12 protein-coding genes are annotated in these 14,771 nt (G+C 64.7%); 11 read left to right on the top strand and 1 reads right to left on the bottom strand.

What is annotated here, in order from left to right; genetic code table 11:
- Positions 1-37: 37 nt before the first annotated feature.
- From ACYVN4_RS38560 to ACYVN4_RS38525, 8 genes are all read left to right on the top strand, one after another.
- Positions 38-418, top strand: coding sequence for an FHA domain-containing protein (locus ACYVN4_RS38560; protein WP_460728057.1), 381 nt, complete (start codon positions 38-40; stop codon positions 416-418).
- Positions 419-722: 304 nt separating this feature from the next.
- The gene (locus tag ACYVN4_RS38555) at positions 723-1,022 is read left to right on the top strand and encodes a hypothetical protein (protein WP_460728056.1); all 300 of its coding nucleotides are present in this window, start codon (positions 723-725) and stop codon (positions 1,020-1,022) included.
- Positions 1,019-1,327, top strand: coding sequence for a hypothetical protein (locus ACYVN4_RS38550; RefSeq protein WP_460728054.1), 309 nt, complete (start codon positions 1,019-1,021; stop codon positions 1,325-1,327). Before ACYVN4_RS38555 ends, ACYVN4_RS38550 begins: the two co-directional genes overlap by 4 nt.
- Positions 1,328-1,376: 49 nt before the next feature.
- Positions 1,377-1,529, top strand: coding sequence for a hypothetical protein (locus ACYVN4_RS38545; protein ID WP_460728052.1), 153 nt, complete (start codon positions 1,377-1,379; stop codon positions 1,527-1,529).
- A gap of 528 nt (positions 1,530-2,057) precedes the next feature.
- Positions 2,058-3,803, top strand: coding sequence for a Shedu anti-phage system protein SduA domain-containing protein (locus ACYVN4_RS38540; RefSeq protein WP_460728050.1), 1,746 nt, complete (start codon positions 2,058-2,060; stop codon positions 3,801-3,803).
- Positions 3,804-3,890: 87 nt separating this feature from the next.
- Entirely contained in the window at positions 3,891-4,601 is a 711-nt protein-coding gene (locus ACYVN4_RS38535; RefSeq protein WP_460728048.1) for a hypothetical protein, read from the top strand.
- 330 nt (positions 4,602-4,931) lie between these two features.
- The gene (locus ACYVN4_RS38530; RefSeq protein ID WP_460728046.1) at positions 4,932-5,711 is read left to right on the top strand and encodes an alpha/beta fold hydrolase; all 780 of its coding nucleotides are present in this window, start codon (positions 4,932-4,934) and stop codon (positions 5,709-5,711) included.
- Positions 5,712-6,052: 341 nt separating this feature from the next.
- The gene (locus tag ACYVN4_RS38525) at positions 6,053-9,454 is read left to right on the top strand and encodes an AfsR/SARP family transcriptional regulator (protein WP_460728044.1); all 3,402 of its coding nucleotides are present in this window, start codon (positions 6,053-6,055) and stop codon (positions 9,452-9,454) included.
- A gap of 317 nt (positions 9,455-9,771) precedes the next feature.
- Here ACYVN4_RS38525 and ACYVN4_RS38520 read toward each other — a convergent pair whose 3' ends face one another.
- The gene (locus ACYVN4_RS38520; RefSeq protein WP_460728042.1) at positions 9,772-11,025 is read right to left on the bottom strand and encodes an MFS transporter; all 1,254 of its coding nucleotides are present in this window, start codon (positions 11,023-11,025) and stop codon (positions 9,772-9,774) included.
- Here ACYVN4_RS38520 and ACYVN4_RS38515 point away from each other — a divergent pair.
- The 3 genes from ACYVN4_RS38515 to ACYVN4_RS38505 all read left to right on the top strand — a co-directional run bounded on the left by ACYVN4_RS38515 (position 11,024) and on the right by ACYVN4_RS38505 (position 14,631).
- On the top strand, positions 11,024-11,527 hold the full coding sequence (locus ACYVN4_RS38515) for an ArsR/SmtB family transcription factor (RefSeq protein ID WP_460728040.1): 504 nt from the start codon (positions 11,024-11,026) through the stop codon (positions 11,525-11,527). The two genes, ACYVN4_RS38520 and ACYVN4_RS38515, sit on opposite strands and share 2 nt — an antisense overlap.
- Positions 11,528-11,783: 256 nt before the next feature.
- Positions 11,784-13,244, top strand: a complete 1,461-nt coding sequence (locus ACYVN4_RS38510) for an aldehyde dehydrogenase family protein (RefSeq protein WP_460728038.1) — start codon at positions 11,784-11,786, stop codon at positions 13,242-13,244.
- 385 nt (positions 13,245-13,629) lie between these two features.
- A complete protein-coding gene (locus ACYVN4_RS38505) occupies positions 13,630-14,631 on the top strand; it encodes an aldo/keto reductase (protein ID WP_460728036.1) in 1,002 nt (333 codons plus the stop codon).
- The last annotated feature ends 140 nt before the right edge of the window (positions 14,632-14,771 follow it).

Genomic DNA, 14,771 nt, shown 5'->3' with positions numbered 1-14,771 from the left:
GCGAGAAGAAGGATCGTCTCAGGGCACAATCACCGCCGTGAGTGCTGATCAAGACCAGCTGCTGACCCTCACCCTGCGGCCGTATAACCGCGATCTTGTGACCAGCGTTCGCGCGTTATGGTTACAGCTGCACATCTTGCCGGGAAGGCAGGTCAGGCTGAGCCGCGGCGAAGACGGACCGTTTCCTGATTGGCTCGCAGCCCTCGGTGTCTCCAGGGATCACGCGATCATCGGAGTCGATCTCAATCGTCGCGTGTGGATCCAGGACAACAACTCACGCCTGGGAACCCGAATCAACAACATCGCCATCGAAAGGGGGGAGCGGCTCACGGTGTTCGACCGTGACCTGATCACCCTGGGCTACTACGTGATCGTTGTCGGGTACCCAGAATCCCCTGATACGCATCGACTTTCGTGATCCGATGGCACCGCCGAAGACCCGCCTGCTCGCGGCGTCAATTTCGATCGGGTCACCTGTTCGAACTCTTGTGATCCAGTTGGTCGCGGTAGATGTTGCGAGCGTTCGGTAGTGGATACCGACACCCGTGGCGCCGGAAGTCTGCGCGCGTGCGCCGCCCACGCCGAAACAGAAGTCATGTCAACAGCCTTCATGAAGGCGCGAGGGGCGCGGGGGAGTGGCGCGATCAACATCGTCGCTGTACTGACTGGTCCCGAGGCGATCCCAGCCCCCACGGTACCTCCTGTGAGGTATCCTGAGGGAAATGGGTTACTACTGGACGCAGAAGGCGCGGACCATGGCCGCCGCGCTGGGTATCACCCCGGCCGACGTCACCGACATCCTCTACAGCGCGACGAAGCTGGTCGTCTCCGGCACCGACGACGGGAAACCGGTCTTGCTGTTCTGGGGCCGCACCAGAACCGGCCGCCCGATGATCGTCACCTTGCGGCCCGATGAGGACGACGACGATGACACCGGCATCGCCGACTACCTGATCCGCAGCGTCTACGACATGCGGACCTACGAACTGGGAATCTTCACCGAATGGGAGCGCAACCAATGAGCACCGACAGCGACAACCGAATCGAAGCGATCACGTTCGACCTCGCCAACGCACTACCGGACGAGAGCTTTCCCGGCCCCGAGGACATTCCGGCCGAGGGGCCCATGGTCAAGCGGTCTGTGAAGTGGTCGGTTACCACCGACGATGCGATCAAGGACACCGCCGAACGCAAAGGCATCACCGCCTCGGAATTGATCCGCCAGTACATCGAGATGGGGTTGGCGTCGGAGAACCCCGGCCTCGTCGTGAACCTCGCCGATGTCCTGCGCATCCTGTCCACCGTCGCACACCCGCCCGCAGCGTAGATAGCTTCGTCGCCGACCACACGGGCGCTTGACGAATCGAAGGTGGTCGATGGCGTCGACGATCAGCGCCGCCCACGTCGTCGATGTGGCCAAACAACTCGATTGGCCGATCGTCACCGTCGACCGCGCCCGCTGGGCAGTGCTCGAACAACGACTGCCCTACTGGCTGGAACCCTTCACTCTGTCCGAACCAGACCTGTAGCGGCACCCGGTCGAGGACGGCGACGCCGTCTCACCGTCGAGGAGGAACCATGAGCGCTCTGACGCAGGACGACCTGCACCCCGTACGGCGCAACCTCACTGCGCCCCAGCGTGAAACCCGGCTCCGCCAGGCCGAGCGGACCCTCGGGCGAACCCTTCCGCCGACCTCGCGTGCGACCATACGTTCGTCCGAAGCTCATGGAGGCCCCAGTGCCTCGACCAGTTCCGCGGCTGCACCACCATCAACGACGCCCCCGCCGGGGCGTACACGACACTGACCGGCAGCGCAGTTGACGGCGTCAATGCGAGCAGCCCGTACACGAAGGCTGACGCCGTTCATCAACAGGGCAGCAGCCGAGACCGTCCGGAACGCGCCCAGGTCCCAGAGCATGCCACCGCACCCACCGCCCGTCACAACTGTCGCTGCAGCACGGAGATGGTGAGATCCGGCGACGTAAGGGCAGGTCATCGACGACGATCAGTCCATGTCGATCGGTAATGGGAGCGCTCGTTGTGAGGGGCCGGTGCGGTGAACACCTGGATGGTGCTCGCCGAGAAGGAAACCAGTTCGCTCGATGACCTCTCCCCGTGGCCGAGGGTAGGGCTGTTCGCACTGGAACTCGATCAAGCGGCGGTCGTCGGCGACAGGGTGATCTTGTGGCGTCGAGCACCGATTCATGGCGTCATCGCCATCGGCGTTGTCGCCGAAGGGCAGTGGGCCACCGAGGATCGGCACCATACGAGGGCACTGGTTCGAGTCGTTCTCGATAAACTGCTGTTGAGCTGCCCGATTCGAGCAACCGAGTTGGTCGACTCCCGTTTGGGCGTGCTGGCGCGTCAGGCATCGAACATCGCGACCGCGCGATACCACCGCACGATCCGATCGGGACGAATCTGGCTACCCGACCACGACTTCGAGGCACTGATCTCCTTAGCCGACAACGACCGTCAGGTCCCCCTGGTCGGACCATCCGCATGGGCATTGCGTCCAGGCGACACCCTCGATCGCGCAGAGGTGCACCAGACCTACGGTGGTGAACGGTCTCGGAGCGCCTGCTTCGCCCGGCACTCCGCCAACGCACTGGTATTTGTGCCCACCACCGAGGCGGACGGGCTCTGGCGATCGTGGTGGGAGTCAGATGTATTGGTGACCCCAGTCGACGAGCAGAGACGAGACACGAGCGCACGGGTCCATCACCCGGTACTCCATCACGTCGAGCACGGTTCGCCGCTACGCGTGTTCCGGACCGTCGACACCGACCGATGCACGTATCTGGGAGAGTTCGTCATCGACCACGAAGGCCCCATCCTGGAATGGCGTGATACGCGCATCGTCGAATACCACGGTGGCCACCATTACCAGCACGCCCTGCCGATCTTCCGTCTCAGGTATCTGGACGGATCCATGCGTGAACCATCCGGAGCCGACGTCACGGCCTGGGGTCGCGATGTCGGACTGCGGGTTTCGGTAGTTCAACGTGACGCTGCAGACAACGCCGCGCGGCCATCGGCGCAGGCGAATCAACTGCGATTCGACGACATGGAGTCGCTCACGCCATCGGCCCCCGACGATCGCGATCTCCCAGCCGCACTGCAACGGCTGGCCGCAGCGGTCGAGGCCGACCCCGATGTCGCGGAGACCTTGAGCCGTCTGCAGGAGTCGGAGCTCGTCGCCTCGCTGGTCCAGCAGGCCCACCGGCGCAGGGACCTGGACACACTCGAGTCACTGGTCCTCGACGAGGAAACCGACGAACGCGCACTGCAGACCTGCTTGGAGAAAATGACGTGGGTGTTCGGGGGAGAGTTCCTCAGTGCACCTGCCCGACGAGGATTGCATGTGCAGCACCAGATGGATCTGACCTTGGTCCGTCCCGATAGCAGCCTGCACGTCGTCGAGTTGAAGCTCGCTCGAGTGCCAGCTCCGATCGTCCGAGAACGCAACGGTTGGGTGTTGGGTGCCGCGGTGTCCAGGAGCATCGGGCAGGCGCGGAACTACCTTGTCGCACTCGACGAGAACAGACACCAGATCCTCAACGATCTGGGATTGGACACCAGGCGGGCATCGGTCACCATCGTCGTCAGCCACAGCGCCTTCTTGTCACCAGACCTGTGCGCCGGCGACGTCGCAGAGACGCTGAGGAGAAACAACGCACACGATCCGCGCGTCACCGTGCTGACCTACGACCAGTTGATCGCAAACGCTCGCCGCGCTCTCACCGTGGCTGCGCCAACGCCGAATCCTCCAATGCCGTTGCGCGAGCAGGACGACAGCTAGCCGAAGCTGCGAGTGCTTGGTCGAATCGTGTCGGTCGGTGTCGATACATTGCGGTCGGCTTGGCGGTCGCTCCAAAGGGGGTTCGAAGTGGGTGTTGCTCAGGTGCTGGTGACAGTATTGGCCGTTCCGGCGTCGTTGATGGCTGCCCGCGCGCTGTTGGACCGGCATGGGGGCCAACGACCGGGAGTGTGGAGACGGCTTCGGGAAGTAAAGAAACTGGAGGAAGTTGCCGAGAAACTCGGCGATCCGTGCCCGCCGAACACTGCTCTACGACTCGGGCAGGCACGGCGCGAGCTGCAGGCGGTATCCGAGATTAGCTACGACAACAACGAACTATCGGTTATCGCGCGGTCGCAGCCTGTCGCGCTGGTGTTGGTTGCGGTGTGCCTGATATTGACGTACTTGCCGCTGCACACCGGTCCGTGGATCATCGTGACACGAGCGTTGGGTGTCGGATTCTGGGTGGCGGGCGGGTTGTGGTGGTTTCAGTGGCGTCACGCTGCGCGTCGGCTGAGATGTCGCCAGTTGCTGTTCGCGCGATTCGGTGAGCATGCTGACGAGATCGTCCTTCCGCCGCTGTCGGGGTGGCCGTTGGTGGGGCGCACACCTTGGGTCACATTGATGACACGATGGATCAACCGCACGATAGGCACGAAACCGATTGCGCTGGAAGAGATTCCTGATAGTTCGGTCGCGGAGATGAACAGGCTCATCGGGCAGTGGTGCGCTTCGGGTTGGGTGGCTGGCGCGCGACGTCGATGGACGTTGTTCGTCGCATCCTTCGAGCAGGTCACGTAGTAGTACCGTCCAGGCGCCGGTGGCGGCCGGTCGAGAGCAGTGGTGCTGCGCGGCATTCAACTTGACATAGCGATCATTATCGGCGCGCGAATCATGTTGGCGTGAAACACGTCTCGCGCATCGCTGCGATCCGAAGATGCTGGCCGGGCTGCGGCGGCTTCTTACCCGACTGAGCGCTGTCAGTTCTCGACAGGTCTCTGACAGAACATGCCAGCAAGCTCTGCGGTCGGTATCAGTACCGTGACCGGTCCCACTGTCTCATACAAATGTCTTGCACATTTGTATGAGACGTATGTACGGTCGTGTCAGCACAGCAACGAAGGAGCCGAAATGACCACCACCCGCGCCGCTTTCGATATCGACGGCCGCAGCCTCTCCTACCTGGACTTCGGCGGCACTGGCCGCGTCCTGATCGCCCTGCACGGCCACATGTCCGACGCCGCGAGCTTCACCGACCTGGCCGCCAGCCTCACCCCCGGCTGGCGCCTCATCGCCTTGGACCAGCGCGGTCACGGCCACTCCGCCCGTGCCGCCGACTACGGCCGCGACGGCTACCTCGCCGACCTGCTGGCTCTGCTCGACCACCTCGAACTGGATCGAGTCGCGCTGCTCGGACATTCATTGGGTGCGGTCAACAGCTACCAGTTCGCCGCCCGCCACCCGGAGCGCGTCGAGGGGTTCATCGACGCCGAAGCGCCGGTCTCCTTCGGCCTCGACGGGGTCAACCCGCTCGGCTTCCTCGCCGCCCTCCCGTACGAAGCGGCCACCCGTGAACAGCTGATCGCCGATATGGGCCCCTTGGCCTCCCACTTCGGCGACCGCGTCGGCGAACGTGCCGACGGCACCTGGTCGCTGCCCTTCCACCCCCTCGACATCGTCGAGTCCGAAGACAAGGTGCACGGCGACCATTGGGCCGACTGGCTGGCCACCGACTGCCCTGCCCTGGTGCTGCGCGGCACGCAGGGTGTGATCCCGGCTGAGCAGGCCGAGGCCATGGTCGCCCGCCGCCCTCGCACCCGCATGGTCGAACTCGACACCGACCACTTCATCTACGCCACTGACCCTGTCGGCTTCGCCAAGGCCGTCAACGAATTCCTGAACGAGCTGTAAATAGTCCATCCACAACACGCCCAACGACGTTCCCGTAGGTGCCCGCGTGAACGGCTTCGTGGGACAGCCGGACGAGGGTGTCGGGCCGGCCGGCTGCGTCCACGGATGTCCAGCGCAATTCACCCTTCGAGCTGCAGATCTGTGAGCCGCGTATCGAATGGGCCGGCGAACGCATGGACACCCGAGGCCTACGGCCCGGTGGCAGCCCTTGATCGAAATTCTGCTGCAGCGTCACGGGAATGCACGGAACCGGGCCGGTCGTGCTCGCGTCGGCATCGACATCCGATTGACAATAGCGTCTATCGGACGCAGTATTGATTGAGGGTGCAAGGAGGCAGTTCATGCAGATAGGACTACTGGGTTCGGTCTTGGTGACGGCACCCGACGGTGCCGTTGTGGAGATCGGTGGTGCGCGGGTGCGGGCACTACTGGCACTGTTGGCCTCCCAGGCTGGGCGACCGGTACCTCCAGCGCGCCTGATCGACGACATCTGGGGCGAAGACCTACCGACGGACGCGGTCAATGCCCTGCAGACGCTGGTCAAACGGCTGCGTGCGATGCTGCCCGGCATCGTGGTGCGCGAGCCAGGCGGGTACATGCTCGCCCTTGCCGACGAGGCGATTGACGTGCTCGGCTTTACAGCGGCGCTGAACGACGGACGTAGCCATCTGGCGGCAGGGCATGTCGAAGCGGCGGCGAGGTGTTTCGATACAGCGCTGGGTCTGTGGCGAGGTGAGCCGCTGGTTGATGTCGGCGAGTCACCAGGGCTATCGGAAATTGCAGCGGGCTTGACCGAGCTACGCCTCACCGCTTTGGAACTGCGCGCCGATGCCTACGAGGCACTCGGTCGAAGTGAAGAGGTTATTCGCGATCTTGGCGTTGCGGTTGCCGCCCATTCCCTGCGGGAAACCCTCGCTGCGCGATTGATCAGGGCCCTGGTCACGGTAGGACGCCGCTCTGAGGCACTGCAGGTTTTCCAACGGACGGAAGCGGTGCTGCGCGATGAACTGGCTATCGAGCCGTCGCCGGGTCTGAGACATACGCTGGCTGAGATTCATCTCAGCACGCCAGTCAACGACGTCGACAACGATCCGGTCCCACCCACGAGGCCGAGTGCGGCGATCGCGGCCTCGAGCACAGGGAGGGCCGCAATCGAGGCGGGTCATAGCGTAATCGTCCAGTCCGGACGGGATTCATCTCCGACGCCGCGTCACTCCATCGTCTCTCCGGTCCCCAGCGGTGTGTTGGTCTCGCAGGCGATTAACCTTGTGGGCGCGGTGGCACCGAGTCGGGGCGAAGTGTGGACCCACAGTGAAAATCCGGTACTACCGCGGCGGTTCACCAGCTTCCTCGGCCGCGGACCAGACGTGCAAGGTGTGCTGCGGCTCCTGGGTCTATCGCGGTTGGTGACACTGATCGGCTCGGGCGGAGTGGGGAAGACGCGGCTGGCGAGCGAGATGCTCGACGCACACGGGCGACACTGGCCCGACGGTTGTGTCTTCGTCGATCTTGCAACGGTGGATCGTGAACGGTCCGTGCACACCCAGCCGTCCGCTGTGGGGGTTGCGATCTCGGCCGCGCTCGGGCAGGTGGATTACGGTGGCCAGCCGACCGCGAGTTGGGTCGAGGTGGTCTCGCGATCTATGGACGATCGCCGGATGTTGTTGGTACTGGACAATTGTGAGCATGTCGTCGATGCTGCGGCCTACTCGATCGAGTTGCTGCTGCGACGTCTGCCGTTGCTGACTGTTCTGACTACGAGCCGCGAGGCTTTGGGGGCCGAGGGCGAACGGCTGTACCCGGTACGACCTTTGGCGGTGCCTGGCCGCGGCGCTTCGCTGACACAGGCCGAGAATTCTCCCGCTGTGCGGTTGTTCACCGATCGTGTCGCCGCGGTGCGTCCGGATTTTTCGCTGAGCGAGGACACCTGTGCCGATGTGTGCGCGATCGTGCAGGGGCTCGAAGGCGTACCACTGGCGATCGAACTAGCGGCGGCGCGTTTGCAGGCGTTGCCACTACGCGACGTCGCCGATCGGGTGGCCGACCGCTTTCAACTGCTGACCAGTACGTCTCGCTCCTCGGTGCCCCGTCACCGCAGTCTGCGCGCGGCGATCGCGTGGAGTTGGGAACTTCTCACCGACGCGGAGTCCAGGATGGCACGGCGGTTCTCGGTATTCGCCGGTGGAGCGACACTGGAGGCGATCTCACGGATGTCCGGGGAGGAGGTGATCGACGTACTGGGTTCCCTGGTGGCGAAGTCATTGGTGGAGTTCGACGGTGAGCGGTATCGGATGGTGGAGTCGATCCGCGCCTATGCCGCGGAGCAACTCGACCACTTCGGCGAACACGAGGAACTCGCCGCCGCGCTTTTCGACTACATGGTCGAGTTCACCGATGCCGTCACCGACGGCCTGCTGGGGCCTCACAAGCACGAGTGGATGCTGCGCATCGCAGCTGAGCACAGTAACTGTGTGGCGGCCCTGAACTGGGCCCTTCGCAGCGGCGACGCCGACCGTGTACAGCGTCTCTACGGCAATGTCGTCTGGGGCTGGCTGATACACAGTGTGTGCGGGGTCGTCTCCGGATTCCGGCGTGACGTGCTCACGCTGGTGGGTGAGCGGCCCCCAGCCGAAAACACCGCGGCACTTCTCGTCCGCCGTTCCGTCGAGGATGAGCGACCCTGCCACACGAACTCAGAACCGAGTCAGATCCGTTCGAACACTGAGGAATTCACCCATCAGATCGCGATGGCGACGAGTCAATCCCGCCCCCACCAGCCGGTCTTCGTGCTGAACCTGGCATTGCACCGGCTGCTCGATGGTGACGACCGGTTGACCAGTGAATGCGCTGACGCCGCAACCAATTGGCTGCGCGACGATGCCCTGTTCGCGCAGGAGTCGGCGACCACACGGAGCGAGTCGCCCCACCGCCGCCCGTACTCTCTCGAGGCCGCGGTGCAATATCTGAGTGTGTACGGCGACCCGCGCTCGCACAGTAAGGCACTGTTGACGCTGGCCAGTTATCGGACTCACCTGTTCGGTCTGGCGACAGCGGTTGCGCTGGTCGATCGGGCTGTCGGACTGCTCGATGACAGTTGGAGTGTCGGCGAGCGGGTCGGTGTGCTGTGCCTGGCCGCGGACCTGCATCTGCTGGCCGACGATATCGACACTGGCGCAAACTATCTCGCTCGCGCCGAAGAGTTGCTTCCTGCTCCCCTACCGACTCATCTACAGCGACTACTCCTCGCGGACCAGGCTCATCTGGCATTGCGACGCGGAAACCTTGATTGCGCGATCGAACTCTATCGGCAACTCCACGACCCTTCTGCCTCGGCAGGGTCCGCGCTGATCGGCCCCACCGACGGCATCGGTCTGACCATCCTGGTCGGTAGCCGCACCTACTATGCGGTGGCGCTGCTCGAGGCCGGTCGACCCGATGCCGCAGCACGGGAGCTGATCCCGGCACGCGAGATGGCCACCACGATGTCCTCGGCGTTGCTGGCCGAGGTCGCGGTCGTGTCTGCATTGATCGCCGACGCGGACGCTCGGCCCGAGCACGGGGCGAGGATTCTCGGTGTGGTCGATCGGCTCAATCGGCGCCTGGGCGTCGAGCGCGTCGGTCCGGACCACAAACGTGCGCTTACTCGGGTGCGCGCGGCGTTGGGGTCTGAACGCTTCGTCACCGAATTCGCTGCGGGAGAGGCTGTTCCGGACACGGAGGTCATCGCACTGCTCGAATGCTGACTCCGATCGTGGAGCGCGGAGACGGACTGGCAGGTGGCGGTTGCACAGCACGGAGGTGCAGCCCTCTCGCGCAACTGGATCAGACGAGTGTGCAAGTCACCGACCAGGCCGCCTCGGACAGCCTCGGCGAATCGTGTTCGAACACCAGGAAGAAGGACCGGACCCTCACTAATGTCACTGTGACGCAACGGGTGGGGGTCCTGGAGCCTGATGTTTCGGCCTGAACGGCGGCGCTGGTGCGGCCGCCGTAGATCGGCCTGGGTGAGGAGGAGTCCGCGTAACCGATGCCGTGCCCATCCTCAGAGTGGAGCGTGCTATCATCCGGCGGTGGCGGCGGTTGCGCTCCGCAGCTGCTTGCCGCCCAAGGCGACAACGCCACCACCGAGGATGGCCAGAAGCATCAAAGCACCACCGAACATCGTTGCGCCCGTCGGCAATCCGACCGCGTCGCTGAGGTAGCCGGCAGTGACCGGCAGCAGACCGGCCAGGATGTAGCCACCCACATTGAGCGCCGCGTTGGCCTCGGCCAGGCGCGCCATCGGGATGTGCGCGTTCAGTAACGACAAACCACCCAGCTGTCCGAGGCCCTGACCGCTGCCCGCCAGTAGCGCCGAGGCGATCAACAGTGGAATCGACGCCGTGTGCACCGCGGTGATCAGGGCGAGCATGCTGAGCACAGTGGACACGGCCGACAACAACATCACCGCGTGCCGGTCCACCGATCGCACCGCGAACTGCACCGCGGTCGCGGTCAGAAACATGCCGAAGGCCATCGCACCCGCGATGATTCGGCTGGTGCTACCCAACAGCCCTGACAACAGGGCCGGACCCAGCGACAACACGAACGAGGTGGCGGTGATCCCGGGTGCGAAAACGGCGATGCCCAGGATCGGGTGGCGCCCATAGCCTTTCGGGACACCGGGAACACGGATCCACGAACCACTACCGCGCGAGGCGGGGCGGGTGATCGGCATACGCAGGACCGTGACGAAAGCGGTGGCCAGCAGGATGGCTTCCGCGATGAACACCGTCACGGTTGGTCCCGGCACGGTCTCCGAGAGCACTCCCGAAGCCAGTGGTCCCAGGCCGGCCCCGAAAACCATTGCGCACGAGGCCAACAGCGCGGCCAGCGGTTTGCGATGGTGGCCTGCGACATCGGTGACCGCGGCCATGCCCGCGGATACGGCCGCACCCACGGCGATGCCGGTGAGCAACCGCGCGATCATCAGTGCGACGACGTCGGTAGCGGTCGCGAAGATCGCGCACGCGAGCCCGGCCAATGCCAAGGCCGGCAGCAGAACGGCCTTGCGCCCCAAGCGATCCGAGGCAAGCCCCGACACCAGCAGCGACCCCAGCAGTCCGACGATGTAGAAGGCGAACACGACGGTCATCGTGCCCTTGGAGAACCCCATCGTGTGCTGCCACACCGTGTACAGCGGGGTTGCGGCATTCGACAGGACGAACACCGCGGTCACCGGCCAGGCCGCCAACCACACCCACCACGTGGGCGCGCCCGCCTGAACCTGTTCTGTCTGCCCACTGATCACGGGCGTATCTCTGGTCACGGTCATGACCACTGCCTCCAACTCGTTGTACGATCAGAATCGAACTAGTTCGACTGGAGTCGAAGCTACCACAAGTACGAAAAAATTCGTACAAGATTTCGTGATCGGAGAACAGTCCATGTCAACGACTGCAACACACCGGTTCAAGACACCGGTCGCCCCAGCCAACCACCCCGCCGCCTTGCCGGAACCGACGACCGAGGACCTCAAGCTGGAGGCCGTGCTGGCGGTCATGGGCGATCCTCTCCGGCTGTACATCGTCCGCAAGCTGCTGCTCGATCGCACCGAGTTCGACCACACCTGTAGCTGGTTCGGCATCGATCGCCCGAAATCCACACTCACCCATCACTTCAAAGCACTGCGAAACGCCGGCGTACTCCGTCAGCGTCAGTACGGACTCGAACGCCGCAGCCAGGTCCGCATCGACGATCTCGAGACACGCTTCCCCGGCCTGCTCAACCTCATCGCCGATTGGCCCCCACACGACGTACCCCTGACAGACAACTGAACAACCACATCGGTACGACCCGCGCCGACACACAGGCTCGGCACGCCTCCTGCGCCGAGGTCCTCATCCCGCGCGAACGGCAGGAAGTTCGCACCCTCCTCGGGGCAGGTCACCGTCATGGAAGTCGTTGTGGCCCAGGGCGGATGGGCCTCAACACCACAAACCGGCCACTGTCGGCGGCTGCCAGTCGACTGCCATCGACGGGTGCAAGGCTCGCGCTCGGAAACCAATTGCCGTGAAGGAGATGACGAGCCGAATGAGTCAGCACGAACCGATCCAGCGCGGACTGCTGGTCGGCGGACACGAAACAGCCGCCGCCAGCGGAGCCGTCACCACCGATATCGACCCCTACACCTCGGACGTCTTCGCCACCATCGCCGCCGGACGCGCAGCAGACGCGACAACGGCCATCGACGCCGCGCAGGCCGCCTTCCCCGCATGGTCAGCGACCCCGGGCGCCGAACGCCGAGCGATCCTGGCCCGCGCCGCGAAACTTCTCCAGGACAAGACCGACGAATTCACCGCCATCCTGCGCGGCGAAGCCGGTGCCACAACCACCTGGGGACACAACAACATCCTCGGTGCCGTCCGCACCCTCAACGCCGCCATCGACGTCGTCGCAGGACTCGAGATGCCGCAACTCCCCGACACGGGCGGCGAATGGTCGGTACAAATACGCGAGCCCGCCGGAGTCGTAGCCGCCATCGTGCCCTGGAACGCGCCCCTGGTGCTGTGCGTCCGCGCCGTCACCGTCGCGCTCGCCGTCGGCAACACCGTAGTGATTCGGCCCAGCGAGGACGCACCGATCAGTTCCGGACTGTTCCTCGCCGACGTACTCACCGAAGCCGGACTGCCCCCAGGCGTACTCAATGTCGTCACCAACGACCGCGCCGACGCACCGGAAGTCATCGAGACCCTGATCGCCGATCCCCGCGTGCGACGCGTCGGATTCACCGGATCCACCCCGGTCGGGCGCATTGTCGGTGAAATCGCCGGCCGCAACCTCACCCCGGTCGTGCTGGAACTCGGAGGCAAAAACCCCATCATCGTCCTCGACGACGCCGACCTCGACCTGGCCGTCGACCACATCCTGTACACGCGGTTCATGAACTCCGGGCAGATCTGCCTCAGCGTCGATCGCATCATCCTCCACGCCGATATCGCCGCCGCGTTCACCACGAAATTCGTTGCCCGCGCAGCACAATTGCCCCACGGGGACCCCAACGATCCCGCCACCATCGTCGGCCCACTGGTCAACCAGCGCGCCACCGACCGTGTCCACGATCTCCTGCGCGACGCGATCGACCACGGCGCACAGGTACTCCTCGGTGGCGACTCAAGCGACCCGGCCGTCATCGCGCCCACGGTCCTCACCGGCATCACACCCGCCATGCGGATCTTCTCCGAGGAAATCTTCGGCCCCGTCGCCTGCCTCTACACCGTCGCCACCGACGACGAGGCCCTCGCCCTCGCCAACTCCACCGAATACGGCCTCACCAGCGCTCTGTTCAGTAACAACCCCACCCGCGCCACCGCCCTCGCGCGCGGTCTGCGACACGCCAGCACCCACATCAACAATCACACCCTCAGCGAAGACCCGGTGCTGCCCGCCCACAGCATCGGCGACAGCGGCTTCGGCAGCCACTGGGATCCGCTGTTCTTCACCCAGCCGCGCTCGATCTACTCCACGGAAACCCCTGCCGCCCTGCCCTTCTAGACAATCCCGACCCGCATTCCTCGAACTCGCCTGCCCGAGAACGCAAGTGATCACCCCACGAGCTGGCGGTGGCCGGGCGGGTGAGGCCAGCGTTGTCGTCTGAAGAGCAGAGCACCCCCTGTCATCGTCTACCAGACGAGTGACAGCGTTTACGCGCAAACTTCCTCACCTCATCGGCTTCTACCCGATCGACGCGACCGACCCCGACCGAGTGGGTCGTAGCCGGTCGATCCTGCGGGTCGGTGAGTGTGACTCGTCGACCGGAAGGGCGTTGCGACGAAGGGGGACGGCGCTCCCCCAACCACCATCCCGTCACCAGACAGTGTCGTCGGGTGACGGCTGCCACCGGCTCGACCAACCAACGACAAAAGAAGGACGCCCGACCATGACCACGATCCCGACCCGCACTCTCGGCACCACCGGCCCAGCCGTCGGCGCGATAGGCCTGGGCTGCATGGGGATGAGCGAATTCTACGGTCCTTCCGATCGTGAGGAGTGCCGCGCCACCATCACCGCCGCCCTCGACATGGGGGCCACCATGCTCGACACCGCTGACATGTACGGAAGCGGAGCCAACGAGGAACTGATCGCCACCGCGATCCGCGGTCGCCGCGAAAACGCCTTCCTGGCCACCAAATTCGGCTTCACCCGCGCCGCGGACGGCGCCGTCACCGGCGTCGACGCCAGCCCCGACTACGTGCGCCACGCCGTAGAAGGCTCGCTGCGTCGACTGGGCACCGACCACATCGACCTCTATTACCTGCACAGAGTCGACCCGAAAACACCCATCGAAGACACCGTCGCCGCCATGGCCGAACTCGTCACCGCCGGCAAAGTCGGCCACCTGGGCCTGAGCGAAGTCTCGGCAGACACCATCCGCCGAGCACACGCCGTGCACCCGATCACCGCGGTGCAAACCGAATACAGCCTCTGGAGCCGCGACATCGAAACCACCGTGCTGCCGGTCCTGCGTGAGCTCGACATCGCCTTGGTCCCCTACAGCCCGCTGGGGCGTGGATTCCTCACCGGCACCCTCACCGACGCGAACCGACTCGCCGCCGACGACTACCGCCGCTCAGGACACCAGCCCCGCTTCACCAGCGACGCCATCGCCACCAACCTCACCGCCCTGGCGACCGTCACCGCGATGGCCACCGACAAACACTGCACCCCAGCCCAGATCGCCCTGGCCTGGCTCCTGGCCCGCGGCACCGACATCGTCCCCATCCCCGGCACCCGCCACCGCAGTCGGCTGGCCGAGAACCTCGCCGCCGCCACCGTCGAGTTGACCGACGCCGATATCGAGGATCTCAACGAGGCCATGGCTCACGACCAACTGCGCGGCACCCGCTACGACGAGGCCGAAATGCAACTCATCCAGCAATGAACCCGCGCGTGACACAGAGGCATTCCGCCATCTGTGACGCCACGCCACTGAATCGATGAGAGCCATCCCTCGAGCGATGGCGCCCGGGTCGGGCAGATCATGGTGGACAGCGATGATCTGCCCGCCGGACTGTCGTCTTG

It is taken from the genome of Nocardia heshunensis (assembly GCF_054782115.1).
The sequence above is the reverse complement of the archived record's forward strand: the minus strand, read 5'-3'. Positions and strand labels throughout refer to the sequence as shown.

What these genes read in the sequence shown, in the direction of transcription:
- ACYVN4_RS38505 (WP_460728036.1), top strand. Translation starts at nt 13,630, where the DNA reads ATGACCACGATCCCGACCCGCACTCTCGGCACCACCGGCCCAGCCGTC.
- ACYVN4_RS38555 (WP_460728056.1), top strand. Translation starts at nt 723, where the DNA reads ATGGGTTACTACTGGACGCAGAAGGCGCGGACCATGGCCGCCGCGCTG.
- ACYVN4_RS38545 (WP_460728052.1), top strand. Translation starts at nt 1,377, where the DNA reads ATGGCGTCGACGATCAGCGCCGCCCACGTCGTCGATGTGGCCAAACAA.
- ACYVN4_RS38530 (WP_460728046.1), top strand. Translation starts at nt 4,932, where the DNA reads ATGACCACCACCCGCGCCGCTTTCGATATCGACGGCCGCAGCCTCTCC.
- ACYVN4_RS38550 (WP_460728054.1), top strand. Translation starts at nt 1,019, where the DNA reads ATGAGCACCGACAGCGACAACCGAATCGAAGCGATCACGTTCGACCTC.
- ACYVN4_RS38510 (WP_460728038.1), top strand. Translation starts at nt 11,784, where the DNA reads ATGAGTCAGCACGAACCGATCCAGCGCGGACTGCTGGTCGGCGGACAC.
- ACYVN4_RS38515 (WP_460728040.1), top strand. Translation starts at nt 11,024, where the DNA reads ATGACCACTGCCTCCAACTCGTTGTACGATCAGAATCGAACTAGTTCG.
- ACYVN4_RS38525 (WP_460728044.1), top strand. Translation starts at nt 6,053, where the DNA reads ATGCAGATAGGACTACTGGGTTCGGTCTTGGTGACGGCACCCGACGGT.
- ACYVN4_RS38520 (WP_460728042.1), bottom strand. Translation starts at nt 11,025, where the DNA reads ATGACCGTGACCAGAGATACGCCCGTGATCAGTGGGCAGACAGAACAG.